A 14,346-nucleotide genomic window follows, 5' to 3' on the forward strand; every position below is an offset into this window, starting at 1 on the left:
CGAGGGGGACACCACCGTGGCAGCCGACGACACGCGCGCCACCTGGCTGCGCCTGCTCGCGGCGGTCCTCGTCGTCGGTGCGGCCTATGTGGCCCTCGCCGTCGTGGTGGGTCGTCAGGTGCCGTCGCGGGCCAGCGTCGAGGGGGTCGGCGTCGGGGGCATGACCCCGACCGCGGCGTCGGCCGTGCTCAAGCAGAAGCTCGCGCAACGCGCGTCGGACCCGATCGTCGTCAACGTCGGCGACACCGGGCGCACGGTGCGGATCGACCCGAGCTCGTCGGGCTTGTCCCTCGACGTCGACCGCACGCTCGCCGACATGTCGGGCTTCACGCTCGACCCGGTGCGGATCTGGCAGCACCTCACCGGTGGGATGCACCGGCCGGTCGCCACGTCGGTGGACACCGCGAAGCTCACCGAGGCGGTGCGCTCCGGGGCCACGACGGTCGAGACCCCGGCGCGCGACGGCACCGTCACCTTCCCTGGCGGGAGGGTGGCCGTGACGCCGGCCCAGGACGGCACCTCCGTCGACGTCGCCGACCTCGTCCGCCGGATCGCCGCAGGCTACCCGCACACCCCGTCGCTGCTGGCCAGGGTGCGTACGGCCGCACCCGCCGTGACCCAGGCCAAGGTCGAGGCGGCGGTCACCTCGTTCGCGCGGCCGGCGATGTCGGCGCCGGTCTCGCTGGTGCTGGGCGACCGCACGCTGCCGCTCGTGCCCACGCAGCTCGCCCCCATGCTCTCGATGACGCCCGACGACGACGGCACCCTGCGCCCGACCATCGACCGTCCGAGCGTCACGGCCCTGGTGACCGGGCTGGCCAGGACGGTCCTGCCGGCGGCGAAGGACGCCAGCCTGATTTTCACGGGCGCCTCCCCGACGGTCGTGCCGGGGGTCGACGGGCTGACCGTCGACACCCGCACGGTGCCCGACCTCGTGCTCGCCGCCCTCACCGACCCCTCCCGCACCGCGCGCCCCCGCACGACGGCTGCGGCCCCCGCCTTCACCACGGCGAAGGCCAGGGCCCTCGGCGTGAAGGAGGTCATCGCGAGCTTCGACTCGACCTTCCCGGTCAACCCCTCGCGCACCGCCAACCTCGTGGCCGCCTCCTCCGCGATCGACGGCACACTGGTCAGGCCGGGAGAGACGTTCTCCCTCAACGGGATCCTTGGTGAGCGCACCGCCGACAAGGGATACCAGGAGGGGTATGTCATCGAGGGGGGAAGGCTGGTCAAGGGCACGGGTGGGGGCATCTCGCAGGTCTCGACGGTCGTCTACAACCTGGCGTGGAGCGCGGCGACCGAGCTCGTCGAGCACACCGCCCACTCGTTCTACATCTCCCGCTACCCCGAAGGGCGCGAGGCGACGGTCTACTGGCCGACGATCGACAACAAGTGGAAGAACACCAGCCCCTACGGGATGTACGTGCAGATGTATGTCGCCGACAACCAGGTGCACGGTCGCATCTGGAGCACCAAGGTCTACGACGTGAGGTCAGAGAAGGGCCCGCGCAGCAACATCCGCACCGGCGCCACCTTCAGCGACGACACCGTCGCCTGCGTGCCGCAGCCCGGCAGTCCCGGCTTCGACGTCACCGTCACGCGGGTGATCTCGCTGAAGGGCAAGGCGGTGCGGTCGGAGCCCTACACGACGAAGTACGACCCGCAGGACACGATCACCTGCACCAACCCCGACCACGCGCGCTAGCGGCGAGGGGCGGGCGGGTCCAGGTAGACGTAGGCGTGGTGCGTGCTGAAGCCGAGGCCGGTGTAGAGCGCCTGGGCGGCGGTGTTCCCCGCCTCGACCTGAAGGTACATCGACGTCATCGCGTGGTCGCGGGCGAGCGTGGCCAAGGCCGACATGAGGGTGACGGCCAGCCCCTGCCGCCGCTGCAGCGGGTCGACCCAGACGGCGTGGAGGCCGGCCCACCCGGGGTGCACCGACATCCGGGCCACGGCCGTGAGGCGGCCGGGGGCCCCGGTGCTGGCGAAGAGCTGGCCCGGGGAGCCCGTCAGCACCTGCTCGGTCACCCCGGGCAGGATGCTGCGCTGTCGCGCGTACGCCACCAGCCAGTCGGCGCTCAGGGCCGCGTCGACCTCGACGGGCGGCGCATCCGCCCGCAGCGGCGGGACGGCAGCGGTGGCCCCCGTCATGGTCAGCGTCGGCTGCACCGGCTGGTAGCCGCGCCCGAGCAGCTCGACGCCGAGCGGGTGGGCGGCGACGAGGGTGCGCAGGGCCAGCGGCTCACCCAGCTCGGCCGGCCCCGTCGGAGCCGAGTCGTCGCCGCTGCGGGGCAGGTCGAGGTGGACCCGAGGCGGGAGCCCACGGGCGGCGTACCAGCGCTCGACCTGGTCGACGGCGTCGGTGAGCGGTAGCCCTGGGTCGCCAGACGGCAGCAGGCTGTTGCCTCGACCGGTGAAGCCGGACGACGCCCGCAGCAGCCACCCCCCGAGCTCTGCCGACTCGACCGCGGGCCACCCCTGCGCCATCAGGCGCCCGAGGTCGGCGACGCCGACCGCCCGGTGCGGGCGGCCGGGCCGCTCCTGCCGGGGCGGGATCTCGCGCACGGCCACGACGACCTCCCGGGCCACGGTGACCGGCCCCTCGGTGGTCTCGAGGGTCACCGACGCGTCGTCGACCGCCGACACGATACCCACGACATCGCTCAGCGACGGGGCCGATCCGGGAGGCAGCCGGTGACGCACGACCACGCGGGCCCCCGGTCGGAGGGGGTGCGGCACGGGGACGGCTGGCTGCACGGGGTCTCCATCGGTGGTCGGCGTGTGCCGGGGGTGGCCCCAGAGGAAGTCCATGGCCCGGACTCGGCATAATAGATGTCAGCCAGTGCACCACCAGGAGCACCATCCGGAGCAGGGCTCGCGCCCGCCTCCAGCCCGTCTCGCGCTAAGGACCCACACCCCATGACCTACGTGATCGCCCAGCCCTGTGTCGACCTCAAGGACAAGGCGTGCATCGAGGAGTGCCCGGTCGACTGCATCTACGAAGGGGAGCGGTCCCTCTACATCCACCCCGACGAGTGCGTCGACTGCGGTGCGTGCGAGCCGGTCTGCCCCGTGGAGGCCATCTACTACGAGGACGACACCCCGGCCGAGTGGGCCGACTACTACAAGGCCAACGTCGAGTTCTTCGACGACCTCGGCAGCCCGGGCGGCGCGGCCAAGCTCGGCATGATCGCCAAGGACCACCCCCTCATCGCGGCCCTGCCCCCGCAGGAGCACTCCGAGTGACCGCAGCGGCGCGCGCGTGAGCAGGGGTCGGATGTCGGGCCTGCCCGACTTCCCCTGGGACTCGCTCGCCGTGCACAAGGCCACGGCGGTCGCGCACCCAGGCGGTCTGGTCGACCTCTCGGTCGGCACGCCCGTCGACCCCACCCCCGTGGTGGTGGCGCGGGCGCTGGCTGCCGCGTCCGACTCACCCGGGTACCCCCTCACGGCCGGTACGCCCGCGCTGCGGGAGGCAGTGGCCGCCTGGTTCGCCCGGCGCCGCGGGGTGCCCGACGTCGACCCCGCCGGGGTGCTGCCGACCATCGGCAGCAAGGAGATGGTGGCCTGGCTGCCGACCCTGCTGGGTCTGGGCGTCGGAGACGTCGTGGGCCTGCCCGCCGTCGCCTACCCGACCTACGACGTCGGCGCCCGGCTCGCCGGCGCGACCCCCGTCGTGGTCGACGGTCTCACCGCCCTCGGGCCCCTGACCAGGGCCACCCGGCCGCGGCTGCTCTGGGTCAACAGCCCCAGCAACCCCACCGGCGCCGTGCTGGGCGTCGAGCATTTGGCCAAGGTGGTGGCCTGGGCCCGGCAGCACCGCGTCGTCGTCGCCTCCGACGAGTGCTACGCGCAGCTGACCTGGTCGGGCGACGGCCCCGCGCCGAGCATCCTCGACCCCCGGGTCGCCCGCGGCAGCCACGAGGGACTGCTCGCCCTCTACTCCCTCTCGAAGCAGTCGAACCTCGCCGGATACCGCGCGGCCTTCGTCGCCGGTGACCCAGCCCTGGTGGCCGGTCTGCTCGAGGTGCGCAAGCACGCCGGGATGATCGTCCCGGCGCCCGTGCAGGCGGCCATGGTCGCCGCCCTCGACGACGACGCCCACGTCGAGGAGCAGCACGCCCGGTATGCCGCGCGCCGCACCCTGCTGCGGCCGGCGCTGGAGCGGGCCGGTTTCGCCGTCGCCGACACCGGCGCCGGGCTCTACCTCTGGTCCACGCGTGACGAGCCCGCCCTCGACAGCGTGGCCTGGCTGGCGCAGCGGGGCATCCTCGTGGCTCCCGGCAGCTTCTACGGTCGCGCCGGCGACCGTCACGTACGCGTGGCCCTGACGGCGACCGACGAGCGTATCGCCGCGGCGGCGTCCCGGCTCTGACCCCGAGAAGGTCACAGTCGCCCGACTCACGATCGGCGGCCGGGCTGGGGTAGCGTCGGTGACGATCTGCCTGGGTTCCGACCGGACCCGCTCGTCCACGGTTTCCTCAAGGAGAACACACATGACCGCAGAGACCGCCGAGAGCACCCCGACCGCAACCAGCACCGAAGCCACCCTGAGCCTTGCCGACAAGACCCTCACCCTGCCCCGGGTCGCCGCATCCGACGGCAGCGACGCGCTGGGGGTCAGCTCCCTGCTCAAGGAGACCGGCCTGGTCACCTACGACGCAGGCTTCGTCAACACCGCCTCGTGCAAGAGCGCGATCACCTACATCGACGGCGACGCAGGCATCCTCCGCTACCGCGGGTACCCCATCGAGCAGCTCGCCGCGAAGTCGTCCTACGTGGAGGTGTCCTACCTGCTCATCTACGGTGAGCTGCCGACCGCGACCGAGCTCGCCGAGTTCGAGGACAAGATCCGCCGCCACACGATGCTCCACGAAGACCTGAAGGCGTTCTTCAACGGCTTCCCGCGTGACGCCCACCCGATGCCGGTCCTGTCGTCGGCCGTCTCCGCCCTGTCGACGTTCTACCAGGACAGCCTCGACATCCACGACCGCGCGCAGATCGACCTCTCGACGGTGCGGCTGCTGGCCAAGCTGCCGACGATCGCGGCCTACGCGCACAAGAAGAGCATCGGGCAGCCCTTCCTCTACCCCGACAACTCGCTCTCGCTCACCGAGAACTTCCTGCGCATGGCCTTCGGCTTCCCGGCCGAGCCCTACGAGCTCGACCCGACCATCGTCAAGGCGCTCGACCTGCTGCTGATCCTGCACGCCGACCACGAGCAGAACTGCTCGACCTCGACCGTGCGGCTCGTCGGCTCCTCGCAGGCCAACCTCTACGCCTCGGTCTCCTCCGGCATCCACGCCCTGTCCGGCCCGCTGCACGGCGGGGCCAACCAGGCCGTGCTCGAGATGCTCGGCAAGATCCAGAACGCCGACTACGACGTCAACACCTTCATGACCAAGGTGAAGAACAAGGAGGACGGCGTCCGCCTCATGGGCTTCGGCCACCGGGTCTACAAGAACTACGACCCGCGCGCGGCGATCCTCAAGAAGACCGCCGACGAGATCATCGCCAAGCTCGGTGGCGACGACGAGATGCTCGAGATCGCCAAGGGTGTCGAGGAGATCGCGCTCAACGACGACTACTTCATCGAGCGCAAGCTCTACCCCAACGTCGACTTCTACACCGGCCTGATCTACAAGGCCATGGGCTTCCCCCCGAAGATGTTCACCGTGCTCTTCGCCCTGGGCCGCGCCCCCGGCTGGATCGCCCAGTGGCGCGAGATGATGGAGGACCCCGAGACCAAGATCGGTCGTCCCCGTCAGGTCTACATCGGCGCCACCGAGCGCGACTACGTCGACCTCGGTGGCCGCTGACCGGAGCAGTCCCACCCCCCGGCCCCTCTCCCAGTCTGGGTGGGGGCCGGGGAGCACCGGGTCAGGCAGCGCCCAGTCGGATGGTCACGGTGGTGGCGTCGCTCGAGCCGCCGGTGCCCCACGTCAGGGCCGGGTCCGTGTCGCTGCGGTCCCACGTGCGACCCGCGACCTCGACGCGGGCGATGCCGTAGGCGTCGGCCCGCGCGACTGCCCACTGAGCGGCGGCCCAGGCGTGGGTGGCGTCCGCGGCCGACACCCGCAGGACCCCGCTCGACGCGACGCTGCGACTGCCCATCTGGGCCTTGAGGTCGGACGCCACGTCGGTGGCCGGCGAGACCGCGGTCGGGTCGGCGAGCTTGCAGCCGAGACCGGCCGGTGACTGGCCCGTGAGCGTCGAGGCGAGCACCCGGCCCTGCTGCTCGTGGTCGGCATATGCCTCGGGGAAGGCGCTGCGCTGCACCGCCTGGGCCACCTTGGTGATCTCGCCGGTCGTGTAGCCGGGCACCTTGACCAGGGCGTCGTAGAACTTGCCCGTCGAGTAGACCGCGTCGAGGATCTGCTCGCGGGTGCCCCATCCCTGGCTGGGGCGCTGCTGGAAGAGCCCGACCGAGTCGCGGTCGCCGTAGGTCAGGTTGCGCAGCTTCGACTCCTGGATCGCCGTCGCGATCGCGATCGTCGCCGCTCGCGGTGGCAGGCCCCGCTCGACGGCGACCGCCGAGATGAGGGCGGCGTTCGCGGTCTGCTCAGGGGTGAAGGTGAAGGTCGTCCCGGATGCGGTCGCCGCGCACACGGGGGTGAAGAAGGCGCGCTGGGCGGACCGCCAGGCGAGGAAGCCGGCGACGGCCACGCTCCCCACGACGGCGACCACGATCAGGCGCGCGACCCACCGCATCGGGTGCCGACCGGCCAGCCGGCGCTCAGAGGTGGGCACGGGCAGTCACGTATTGGCGTGGAGGGCGTCGTTGAGCGCGATGCCGTGACCGGTGCGGTCGCGCGCCTCGACCGTGCCCGTCACCGAGTTGCGCAGGAAGAGCACGCCGTCGCGGCCCGAGAGCTCGACCGCCTTGACGACCGAGCCGTCGGGCAGGGTCACCTTGGTGCCGGCGGTGACGTAGAGGCCGGCCTCGACCACGCAGTCGTCGCCGAGGGCGATGCCGAGCCCCGACTGCGCGCCCAGCAGGCACCGCTCGCCCACGCTGACCCGTTGGGTGCCGCCGCCCGAGAGCGTGCCCATGATCGACGCACCGCCGCCGACGTCGGAGCCGTTGCCGACGACGACCCCCTGCACGATGCGGCCCTCGACCATCGAGGTGCCGAGGGTGCCGGCGTTGAAGTTGACGAAGCCCTCGTGCATGACCGTCGTGCCGGGCGCCAGGTGCGCGCCGAGGCGCACCCGGTCGGCGTCGGCGATCCGCACACCCGAGGGCAGCACGTAGTCGGTCATCCGGGGGAACTTGTCGACCGAGGTGACCTGCAGCGGCCCTCGCCGGCGCAGCCGCAGGCGGGTGGCCTCGAAGTCGTCGACCGCGCAGGGGCCGGCGCTGGTCCAGACCACGTTGCTCAGCACACCGAAGAGACCGTCCAGGTTAATCGTGTTGGGGGCCACCAGCCGGTGCGAGAGCAGGTGCAGCCGCAGGTAGGCATCGGGCACAGTGGTCGGGGGAGCGTCGAGGTCGATGCTCACGGCGACGACCCGCATGCTGACGCCACGGTCGAGGTCCTCGGTCTCGAGGGCCCGCAGGTCGGCCGGCACCGGCTGCTCCGGATCGAGACCGTCGCCGAGCGCCGGTGCGGGATACCACGTGTCGAGCACGACCCCCTCGTCCAGGGGGGCTCCGGGCGCCGGGAGCGACCCGGCGACGACGGTGGCCACTCCGAGGCCCCAGGCCCGGCGGGTGTCGGTGGACGGTGAGGGCGCATCGGTCATGGGCAGCAGCCTAGGTGCCACGCCTACTAGCCTCGTCGTATGCCGCCGCCCTCCACCGTGCCCAGCGTGTCGTCTCCCGCCCCCGACCAGCCTGTCGCCCTCCCCCTGGACCTCGACGCCGACGTGGTCGACCTCACCGTCGCCCTGTGCGACATCCCCTCGGTGAGCCTCGACGAGGCGGCGCTCGCCGAGGCGATCGAGGTCGCCCTGGGGCCGCTGACCCACCTCGAGGTCTCGCGGTACGGCAACACCGTGGTCGCGCGCACCCAGCTGGGCCGGGCCGAGCGCGTGGTGCTCGCGGGCCACATCGACACCGTGCCGCTGACCGACCCGCCCAACCTGCCGACCCGTCGTCGCGGCGACGAGCTGGTCGGCCGGGGCACGGTCGACATGAAGGGCGGGGTCGCGGTGCAGCTGCGGCTGGCCCGGCAGCTGACCGAGCCGACCCGCGACGTCACCTACGTCTTCTACGAGGGCGAGGAGATCGACGGGCAGTACAACGGCCTGGCCCACCTGGCACGCGATGCCCCCGAGCTGCTCGCGGCCGACTTCGCCGTGCTGCTCGAGCCGACCGACGGCGGTGTCGAGGGCGGGTGCAAGGGAACCCTGCGCGTCGACGTGGTGGTCAAGGGCATCGCCGCCCACTCGGCGAGGCCGTGGAACGGCGACAACGCGATCCACGGGGCCGCCCCCATCCTCGCGCGGCTGGTGGACTACGACCAGCGGGTCGTCCACGTCGAAGGCCTCGACTACCACGAGGCGCTCCAGGCGGTCGGCATCAGCGGGGGGATCGCCGGCAACGTCATCCCCGACCGCTGCGTGGTCACCGTCAACTACCGCTACGCCCCCGACAAGAGCGCTGACGAGGCGGTCGCGCACGTCGTCGACGTCTTCGACGGCTTCGAGGTCGTCGTGCGCGACAACGCCCCCGGCGCCCGTCCCGGCCTCACCCTCCCAGCAGCGAAGGCCTTCGTCGAGGCCCTCGGCGTGCCGGTCGGGCCCAAGGAGGGGTGGACCGACGTCGCCCGCTTCAGCGCCCTCGGCGTGCCGGCGGTCAACTTCGGCCCGGGCGACCCGAACCTCGCCCACACCGACGAGGAGCGCGCGCCCCTGCACCAGTACGGCGACTGCGAGCAGGCCCTGCTGCGGTGGCTGCGATGAGCGCCGACCGTCCCCACCGCGATGTCGACAACGAGCCGGACGACGGCTCCCGTATGGAGCGCCGCACCGGACCCGTGCGCCTGCGGCGTCACCAGGTGCCCGAGACGACGACCGACCAGCGCCTGCTCGACAGCGGGCAGTCGGCCGACTGGCTGCACGCCGACCCGTGGCGGGTGATGCGCATCCAGTCCGAGTTCGTCGAGGGCTTCGGGGCCCTCGCTGAGCTGGGGCGCGCGGTCAGCGTCTTCGGCTCGGCGCGCACGCGCCGTGACGACCCGGCCTACGCGCTGGGGGAGCAGGTGGGGCGCCTGCTCGTCGAAGCGGGCTACGCCGTCATCACCGGCGGCGGGCCGGGGGCGATGGAGGCCGCCAACAAGGGCGCCTTCGAGGCCGGCGGGACGTCGGTGGGGCTGGGCATCGAGCTGCCGTTCGAGACCGGGCTCAACGAGTACGTCGACCTCGGCGTCAACTTCCGCTACTTCTTCGCGCGCAAGACGATGTTCGTCAAGTACTCCCAGGGCTACATCGTGCTGCCGGGCGGGCTCGGCACCCTCGACGAGCTCTTCGAGGCGCTGACGCTGGCCCAGACCGGCAAGGTCACCTCGTTCCCCGTCGTGCTCCTGGGCACCGACTACTGGTCGGGGCTGCTGGGGTGGCTGCGCGAGGTCGCCGTCGAGCGGGGCACCGTCGGGGCCGCCGACCTCGACGAGCTGCTCGTCACCGACGACCCGGCGGAGGCTGTGGCGGCGGTGGTCGCCAGCGACGAGGGTGCTCGTGGGAGCATCGGGTCGTGACCTGGTTCGTCGCGACGCTCGCCGTCGTCCTCATCGTCATCACCACCGCAGCCGTCCTCGGCCGCGTGGACGGCTCCATCGCCGAGGTCACCTCGTCGCTCGGGCACGACCCCCTGCCCGACGGGCCGCTGACCGCCGCCGACCTCGACGAGCTGCGCTTCGACACCGGGCTGCGCGGATACCGCATGGCGCAGGTCGACCGGGTCGTCGACCGGCTCCGGCACGAGATCGTCGTGCTCGAGCAGGAGGTCGACCGACTGCGCGAGACCGACCACGAGCCACCTCAGCCCGACCACCAGGAGGAGCACGCATGACCGCCGTCATCCGCCGCACCGTCGACGCCCCCGTCACGCTCGTGTGGGCCACGGTCACCGACTTCGCGGCCTACGGTCGCTGGATCCCGCTCACCCGGATGCGCACCGACGCGGGGTCTCCGCGGGTCGGGTGGGGCTTCGGGGGCTTCAGCGGCCTGGGCCCGGTCGGCTTCCTCGACCCGATGCTCCTGACCGTGTGGGAGCCGCCGACCGACGACGGGGCCCCCGCCCGTTTCCGGGTGCGCAAGACCGGCTACCTCCTGACCGGCTGGGCCGAGGTCACCCTCGAGCCGCGCGACGGGGGCACCCGCACCCAGCTGACCTGGGCCGAGCAGATCGTGCCGCGGCCGGTGCAGGTGGGGCGGCTGCTGGCCAGGGTCTCCGACCCGGTCACGGCTCGGCTCTTCGGTCGCGCCGTCGACGGGATGGCGGCGGCGGCCACCGCAGCCGGTCTCGCGGCTGCGGCCTAGGCCCCGATGTCGGCGGGCGTGGTCGTGGGTGTCGACGGGGTGGCCCGCTGCGCGTGGGCCTCGGCGGCGCCCGACTACGTCACGTACCACGACGAGGAGTGGGGTCACCCGGTGCACGGTGAGCGGGCGCTCTACGAGCGGCTCACGCTCGAGGCGTTCCAGTCTGGGCTGTCGTGGATCACGGTGCTGCGCAAGCGCGCTGCCTTCCGGGCGGCGTTCGCGGGTTTCGACCCCGAGCGGGTCGCCGCGTTCGGGCCCGACGACGTGGCCCGGCTGATGGCCGACGCCGGCATCGTGCGCAACGCCCGCAAGATCGAGGCCGCCGTCGGCAACGCCGCCGCCGTGCTGCGCCTGCGCGACGCGGGGGGCCTCGACCAGGTCGTCTGGTCGCACGTGCCCGCGGCGCACCGGCGGCCCACCACGCTCCAGCAGGTGCGCGCCACCAGCCCCGAGTCCGTCGCCCTGGCGAAGGCCCTCAAGGCCAGCGGCTTCACCTTCGTCGGACCGACGACGATGTATGCCGCGATGCAGGCCTGCGGCCTCGTCGACGACCACCTCGCCGGCTGCCACCGGGCGCTGCCGTGACGGTCCGCGAGCTGGAGACGCCGCGCGGTCGCGTCGGGCTGGGCGCGCGGATGGCGCGGCTTCCCCGCTTCGTGCCGGCCGTCCTGCTCGCGTATGCCGCGTGCCGCCTCCTGACCGGGGTGCTGATGGCGATCGTGGCGCGCCACCAGGTGCCCACGGGGTGGAACGGCCCCGGCACCGACCCGGTGACCTACCTGACCTTCACCGCGCAGTGGGACGGGCAGTGGTACCAGCAGATCGCCGAGCAGGGCTATCCCGGTGCCCTGCCGGTCGACGGCGACGGTGTGACCCAGCAGAACGCCTGGGCGTTCTACCCCCTCTTCCCGCTGCTCGCCCGCTTCGTGATGGACGGTCTGGACCTCAGCTTCTACGCCGCCGGCTCGACGCTGTCGCTCCTGCTCGGCTTCGTCGCCGCGGGCGTGATGGCCGTGCTGCTGCGAGACCGTCTGGGAGAGCGGGCCGCCCTGCTCGTCGTGGTCGTGTGGGCCTGCTTCCCGGCCGCCGCGGTGCTCCAGGTCGGCTACTCCGAGTCGACCGCCATGGCCCTGCTGACCCTCGTGCTGCTCGCGCTGTCGCGCGAGCGCTGGCTGTGGGCGGCCGGACTGGCGGTGCTCACCGGGCTGGCCCGGCCGATCGCCCTCCCGCTGGCTGCCGTCGTCGTCGTGGCCCTGTGGCTGCGCTGGCGACGGCGCGCGGTCGATCCGCTGGGCGCCGGCGAGGTCGTCTCGGGGCTCACCGCACTCGCCGGCTGTGGGGTCGCCGGGCTGCTCTGGCCCGCCATCGCCTGGTGGGGCACCGGCCGGTCGAACGCCTACACCGACACGATGGGCGCGTGGCGCTCGGGCCACGAGATCCGCCCCTTCCGCCCGTGGCTCGACATGTCGCGCTACTACTTCGGGCCGACCTGGGGGCCGGTGTGGCTCACCACGATCTTCGTCGTCATCGCCGTCATGGTGCTCGGCCCGTGGGCCCGGGGCCTGGGCCCCCAGCTGCGGGCTTGGGCCGTGGCCTACCCCGCCTACCTGCTCGCGGTGCTCGACCCCTTCACCTCGGTCTTCCGCTACCTCATCCCCCTCTTCCCGCTGGTCGCCGTCCTCATCGGCGTCGCCGGACCGCGCAGGCACTGGGCTGCCGTGGCGGTGCGGGCGGCCGTCGTGCTCGTGCTCTTCGTCGTGGGCCAGTGGTACTGGATCGACGAGCTGTGGCGCTTCGTGCCCCCCAGCGACTACCCCCCGTGACGGCACGACCGCGACTCACCGGCCCGTGAAGACCGGGGCCTGCTTGGCCAGGAACGCGTCCACCGCGGCCAGGTGGTCGGCGCTCTGACCGGTGAGGTTCATCAGACGGGCCTCGTGGTCGAGGGACTCCGGCAAGGGGTGGCTCGAGGCATACGCCACCGCTCGCCTGATCGAGCCGTAGGCGAGGGTCGGCCCGGCGGCCAGGATGGCGGCCACCTCCTGCACGCGGGCGCTGAGCTCGGCCGCGGGCAGGACCTCGGTGACCAGTCCGAGGCTGAGGCACTCGGCGGCGGGCACCGTGCGCGGCATGAGGAGCAGCTCCTTGGCCCTGGCTGTGCCGACCAGCCGGGGGAGGGTCCACGACGACCCGGTGTCGCACGACAGGCCGATGCCGGCGAAGGCGGTGTTGAGGCCGCCGGTGTCGACCATGAAGCGCAGGTCGGCGGCCAGCGCCATCGAGGCCCCCGCACCGGCGGCCACGCCGTTGAGGGCGGCGATCACGGGCTTGTTCATCGTCGCGAGGAGCAGGGCGATCGGGTTGTAGTGCTCGAGCACGGTGTCGCCGAGCTGCTCGCCGCCTCGCAGCTGAGCGACGTGCTCGCGCAGGTCCTGGCCCACGCAGAATGCCCGACCGCTTCCCGTGAGGACCACGCACCGCACGGCCGGGTCCTGCGCGGCGTTCTCGAGGGCCTCCAGCAGCTGCTCCTTGAGGGCCAGGTCGAGGGCGTTCATCGACTCGGGCCGGTGCAGGGTGATCGTGGTGACGCCGTCGTCGTGCTCGACCAGGGCCACGGGCGGCCGGTCGGGCTGGGGTGGGGTGGAGGAGTCCGGTGTCATCGCTGATCCTGTCGCTCGGGGATGGGGATGGGGATGGAGATGGGTGGGGTCGCGGGTGAGGTCGCAGCCGCGACCATCGTCGCGTACGCCACCCCTGATTTCGTGGCGCGCCGCACCCTGCGCGATAATGGTGACGACTGCCGGAGTCGTCTACAGCGGTGCCCTCGTCGCACGATCCGGTCATGTCCAGACACACAGGGAAGGGGTGCCCATGGCGGCGATGAAGCCCAGGACCGGAGACGGCCCGCTCGAGGTGACCAAGGAGGGTCGTGGCATCGTGCTCCGCATGCCGCTCGAGGGTGGCGGTCGACTCGTCGTCGAGATGACCCCCGGCGAGGCGGCCGCTCTGCGCGACGCCATCCAGGGCTGCGACGGCGTCAGCTAGCCGTCAGGCCAGTGCACCACCCGGGACCCTCCGGCGCCACGAGCGCCGGGGGGTCCCGTCGGCTGTGTCCTGCGGGTCCAGCGGTGGACGCAGCTGAGCGGCGCCCGTTCCAGCTGGTCGAGCTCGACGACTCGGAGGCGGTCGACGATGTCGGCGAGCGTCTGCGGGCCGGTGAACGCACCGCGCTGGAGCAGGCCTACCATCGCTGGTCGCCCTTGGTCTGCACCGTGGCGCTGCGCGCGCTCGGCGACCACCACGACGCCGAGGACGTCACGCAGCAGGTCTTCGTCTCGGCCTGGCACAGCCGTGGCACCCTGCGCCCCGGTCAGGGTGTCGTGCCCGGGTGGCTCGTCGGGATCACCCGGCACCGGATCGCCGACGTCCGGGCCCAGCGTTACCGCACCATCCGCAACGTCGCGGCCGTCGCCCGGGTGGAGCGTCCCGAGGAGGCGGTCCGTGACGCCGGCCTCGCCGACCGCGTCCTGCTCGCCCACGAGCTCGGCCAGCTCGGCGAGCCGCGTGGCACGGTCGTGTGGCTCGCCGTCGTCGAGCAGCGCCCCGCCCACGAGGTCCCCCGCATCCTCGACCTGCCCCTGGGGATCGTCAAGAGCCATGTGCGCCGCGGTCTCCTCCAGCTCCGATCACGACGGTCGCCTCCGTCGGCCTCGACACCCTCGACACCCGGCAGCACCTCGGCGATGCCGTGCTGCAGCGTCACGACGGCGTGCTGGACCTCCGGGTCGAGATGGGCGAGCTCACCCCCGGCCCCGGATGCCTCGAGGTCTGGCTGCTCGACTCCGACGGCAAGCGGATGAT

16 protein-coding genes are annotated in these 14,346 nt (G+C 72.6%); 12 read left to right on the forward strand and 4 right to left on the reverse strand.

Annotated features, from left to right (window positions below; genetic code table 11):
• The first annotated feature begins 16 nt into the window (after positions 1–16).
• Positions 17–1,705 carry a VanW family protein gene (locus V3N99_15990; protein ID MEO3938239.1) on the forward strand — a complete coding sequence of 563 codons (1,689 nt, stop codon included), beginning with the start codon at positions 17–19 and terminating at the stop codon, positions 1,703–1,705.
• Here V3N99_15990 and V3N99_15995 read toward each other — a convergent pair.
• Positions 1,702–2,811 (reverse strand): GNAT family N-acetyltransferase, encoded by a 1,110-nt coding sequence (locus V3N99_15995; GenBank protein ID MEO3938240.1) that lies wholly within the window; start codon positions 2,809–2,811, stop codon positions 1,702–1,704. The two genes, V3N99_15990 and V3N99_15995, sit on opposite strands and share 4 nt — an antisense overlap.
• Before the next feature lie 108 nt (positions 2,812–2,919).
• Between V3N99_15995 and fdxA the strand changes: the two genes are divergently transcribed.
• From fdxA to V3N99_16010, 3 genes are all read left to right on the forward strand, one after another.
• Positions 2,920–3,246: a ferredoxin gene (gene fdxA, locus V3N99_16000; GenBank protein ID MEO3938241.1), complete on the forward strand. Its 327-nt coding sequence runs from the start codon at positions 2,920–2,922 to the stop codon at positions 3,244–3,246.
• 31 nt (positions 3,247–3,277) lie between these two features.
• Entirely contained in the window at positions 3,278–4,375 is a 1,098-nt protein-coding gene (gene dapC, locus V3N99_16005) for a succinyldiaminopimelate transaminase (protein MEO3938242.1), read from the forward strand.
• Positions 4,376–4,496: 121 nt separating this feature from the next.
• The gene (locus V3N99_16010) at positions 4,497–5,819 is read left to right on the forward strand and encodes a citrate synthase (GenBank protein MEO3938243.1); all 1,323 of its coding nucleotides are present in this window, start codon (positions 4,497–4,499) and stop codon (positions 5,817–5,819) included.
• A gap of 61 nt (positions 5,820–5,880) precedes the next feature.
• Here V3N99_16010 and V3N99_16015 read toward each other — a convergent pair whose 3' ends face one another.
• Positions 5,881–6,750, reverse strand: a complete 870-nt coding sequence (locus V3N99_16015; GenBank protein MEO3938244.1) for a hypothetical protein — start codon at positions 6,748–6,750, stop codon at positions 5,881–5,883.
• A gap of 6 nt (positions 6,751–6,756) precedes the next feature.
• Entirely contained in the window at positions 6,757–7,746 is a 990-nt protein-coding gene (gene dapD / locus V3N99_16020) for a 2,3,4,5-tetrahydropyridine-2,6-dicarboxylate N-succinyltransferase (protein MEO3938245.1), read from the reverse strand.
• Between the two features lie 39 nt (positions 7,747–7,785).
• On the opposite strand from dapD, the gene dapE reads away from it, so the two are divergent.
• Genes dapE through V3N99_16050 form a run of 6 tightly spaced genes read left to right on the forward strand, consistent with a single transcriptional unit; the run spans position 7,786 to position 12,308 of the window.
• On the forward strand, positions 7,786–8,907 hold the full coding sequence (gene dapE, locus V3N99_16025; GenBank protein MEO3938246.1) for a succinyl-diaminopimelate desuccinylase: 1,122 nt from the start codon (positions 7,786–7,788) through the stop codon (positions 8,905–8,907).
• A gap of 53 nt (positions 8,908–8,960) precedes the next feature.
• Complete coding sequence (locus V3N99_16030) at positions 8,961–9,701, forward strand: TIGR00730 family Rossman fold protein (GenBank protein MEO3938247.1); 741 nt, start codon at positions 8,961–8,963, stop codon at positions 9,699–9,701.
• On the forward strand, positions 9,698–10,015 hold the full coding sequence (locus V3N99_16035; protein ID MEO3938248.1) for a DivIVA domain-containing protein: 318 nt from the start codon (positions 9,698–9,700) through the stop codon (positions 10,013–10,015). Before V3N99_16030 ends, V3N99_16035 begins: the two co-directional genes overlap by 4 nt.
• Entirely contained in the window at positions 10,012–10,485 is a 474-nt protein-coding gene (locus V3N99_16040; protein MEO3938249.1) for an SRPBCC family protein, read from the forward strand. The genes V3N99_16035 and V3N99_16040 overlap by 4 nt, the downstream gene beginning before the upstream one ends.
• Positions 10,486–10,491: 6 nt before the next feature.
• Positions 10,492–11,070, forward strand: coding sequence for a DNA-3-methyladenine glycosylase I (locus V3N99_16045; GenBank protein ID MEO3938250.1), 579 nt, complete (start codon positions 10,492–10,494; stop codon positions 11,068–11,070).
• A complete protein-coding gene (locus V3N99_16050; GenBank protein ID MEO3938251.1) occupies positions 11,067–12,308 on the forward strand; it encodes a hypothetical protein in 1,242 nt (413 codons plus the stop codon). The genes V3N99_16045 and V3N99_16050 overlap by 4 nt, the downstream gene beginning before the upstream one ends.
• Positions 12,309–12,323: 15 nt before the next feature.
• Here V3N99_16050 and V3N99_16055 read toward each other — a convergent pair whose 3' ends face one another.
• On the reverse strand, positions 12,324–13,145 hold the full coding sequence (locus V3N99_16055; protein ID MEO3938252.1) for an enoyl-CoA hydratase-related protein: 822 nt from the start codon (positions 13,143–13,145) through the stop codon (positions 12,324–12,326).
• Between the two features lie 211 nt (positions 13,146–13,356).
• On the opposite strand from V3N99_16055, the gene V3N99_16060 reads away from it, so the two are divergent.
• Both V3N99_16060 and V3N99_16065 read left to right on the forward strand, forming a co-directional pair.
• Positions 13,357–13,530 (forward strand): DUF3117 domain-containing protein, encoded by a 174-nt coding sequence (locus tag V3N99_16060; protein ID MEO3938253.1) that lies wholly within the window; start codon positions 13,357–13,359, stop codon positions 13,528–13,530.
• Between the two features lie 83 nt (positions 13,531–13,613).
• Positions 13,614–14,345 carry a sigma-70 family RNA polymerase sigma factor gene (locus tag V3N99_16065; GenBank protein MEO3938254.1) on the forward strand — a complete coding sequence of 244 codons (732 nt, stop codon included), beginning with the start codon at positions 13,614–13,616 and terminating at the stop codon, positions 14,343–14,345.
• Position 14,346 lies beyond the last annotated feature (1 nt).

This window comes from Dermatophilaceae bacterium Soc4.6, assembly GCA_039889245.1.
In the GTDB taxonomy this organism is placed as follows: domain Bacteria; phylum Actinomycetota; class Actinomycetes; order Actinomycetales; family Dermatophilaceae; genus Lapillicoccus.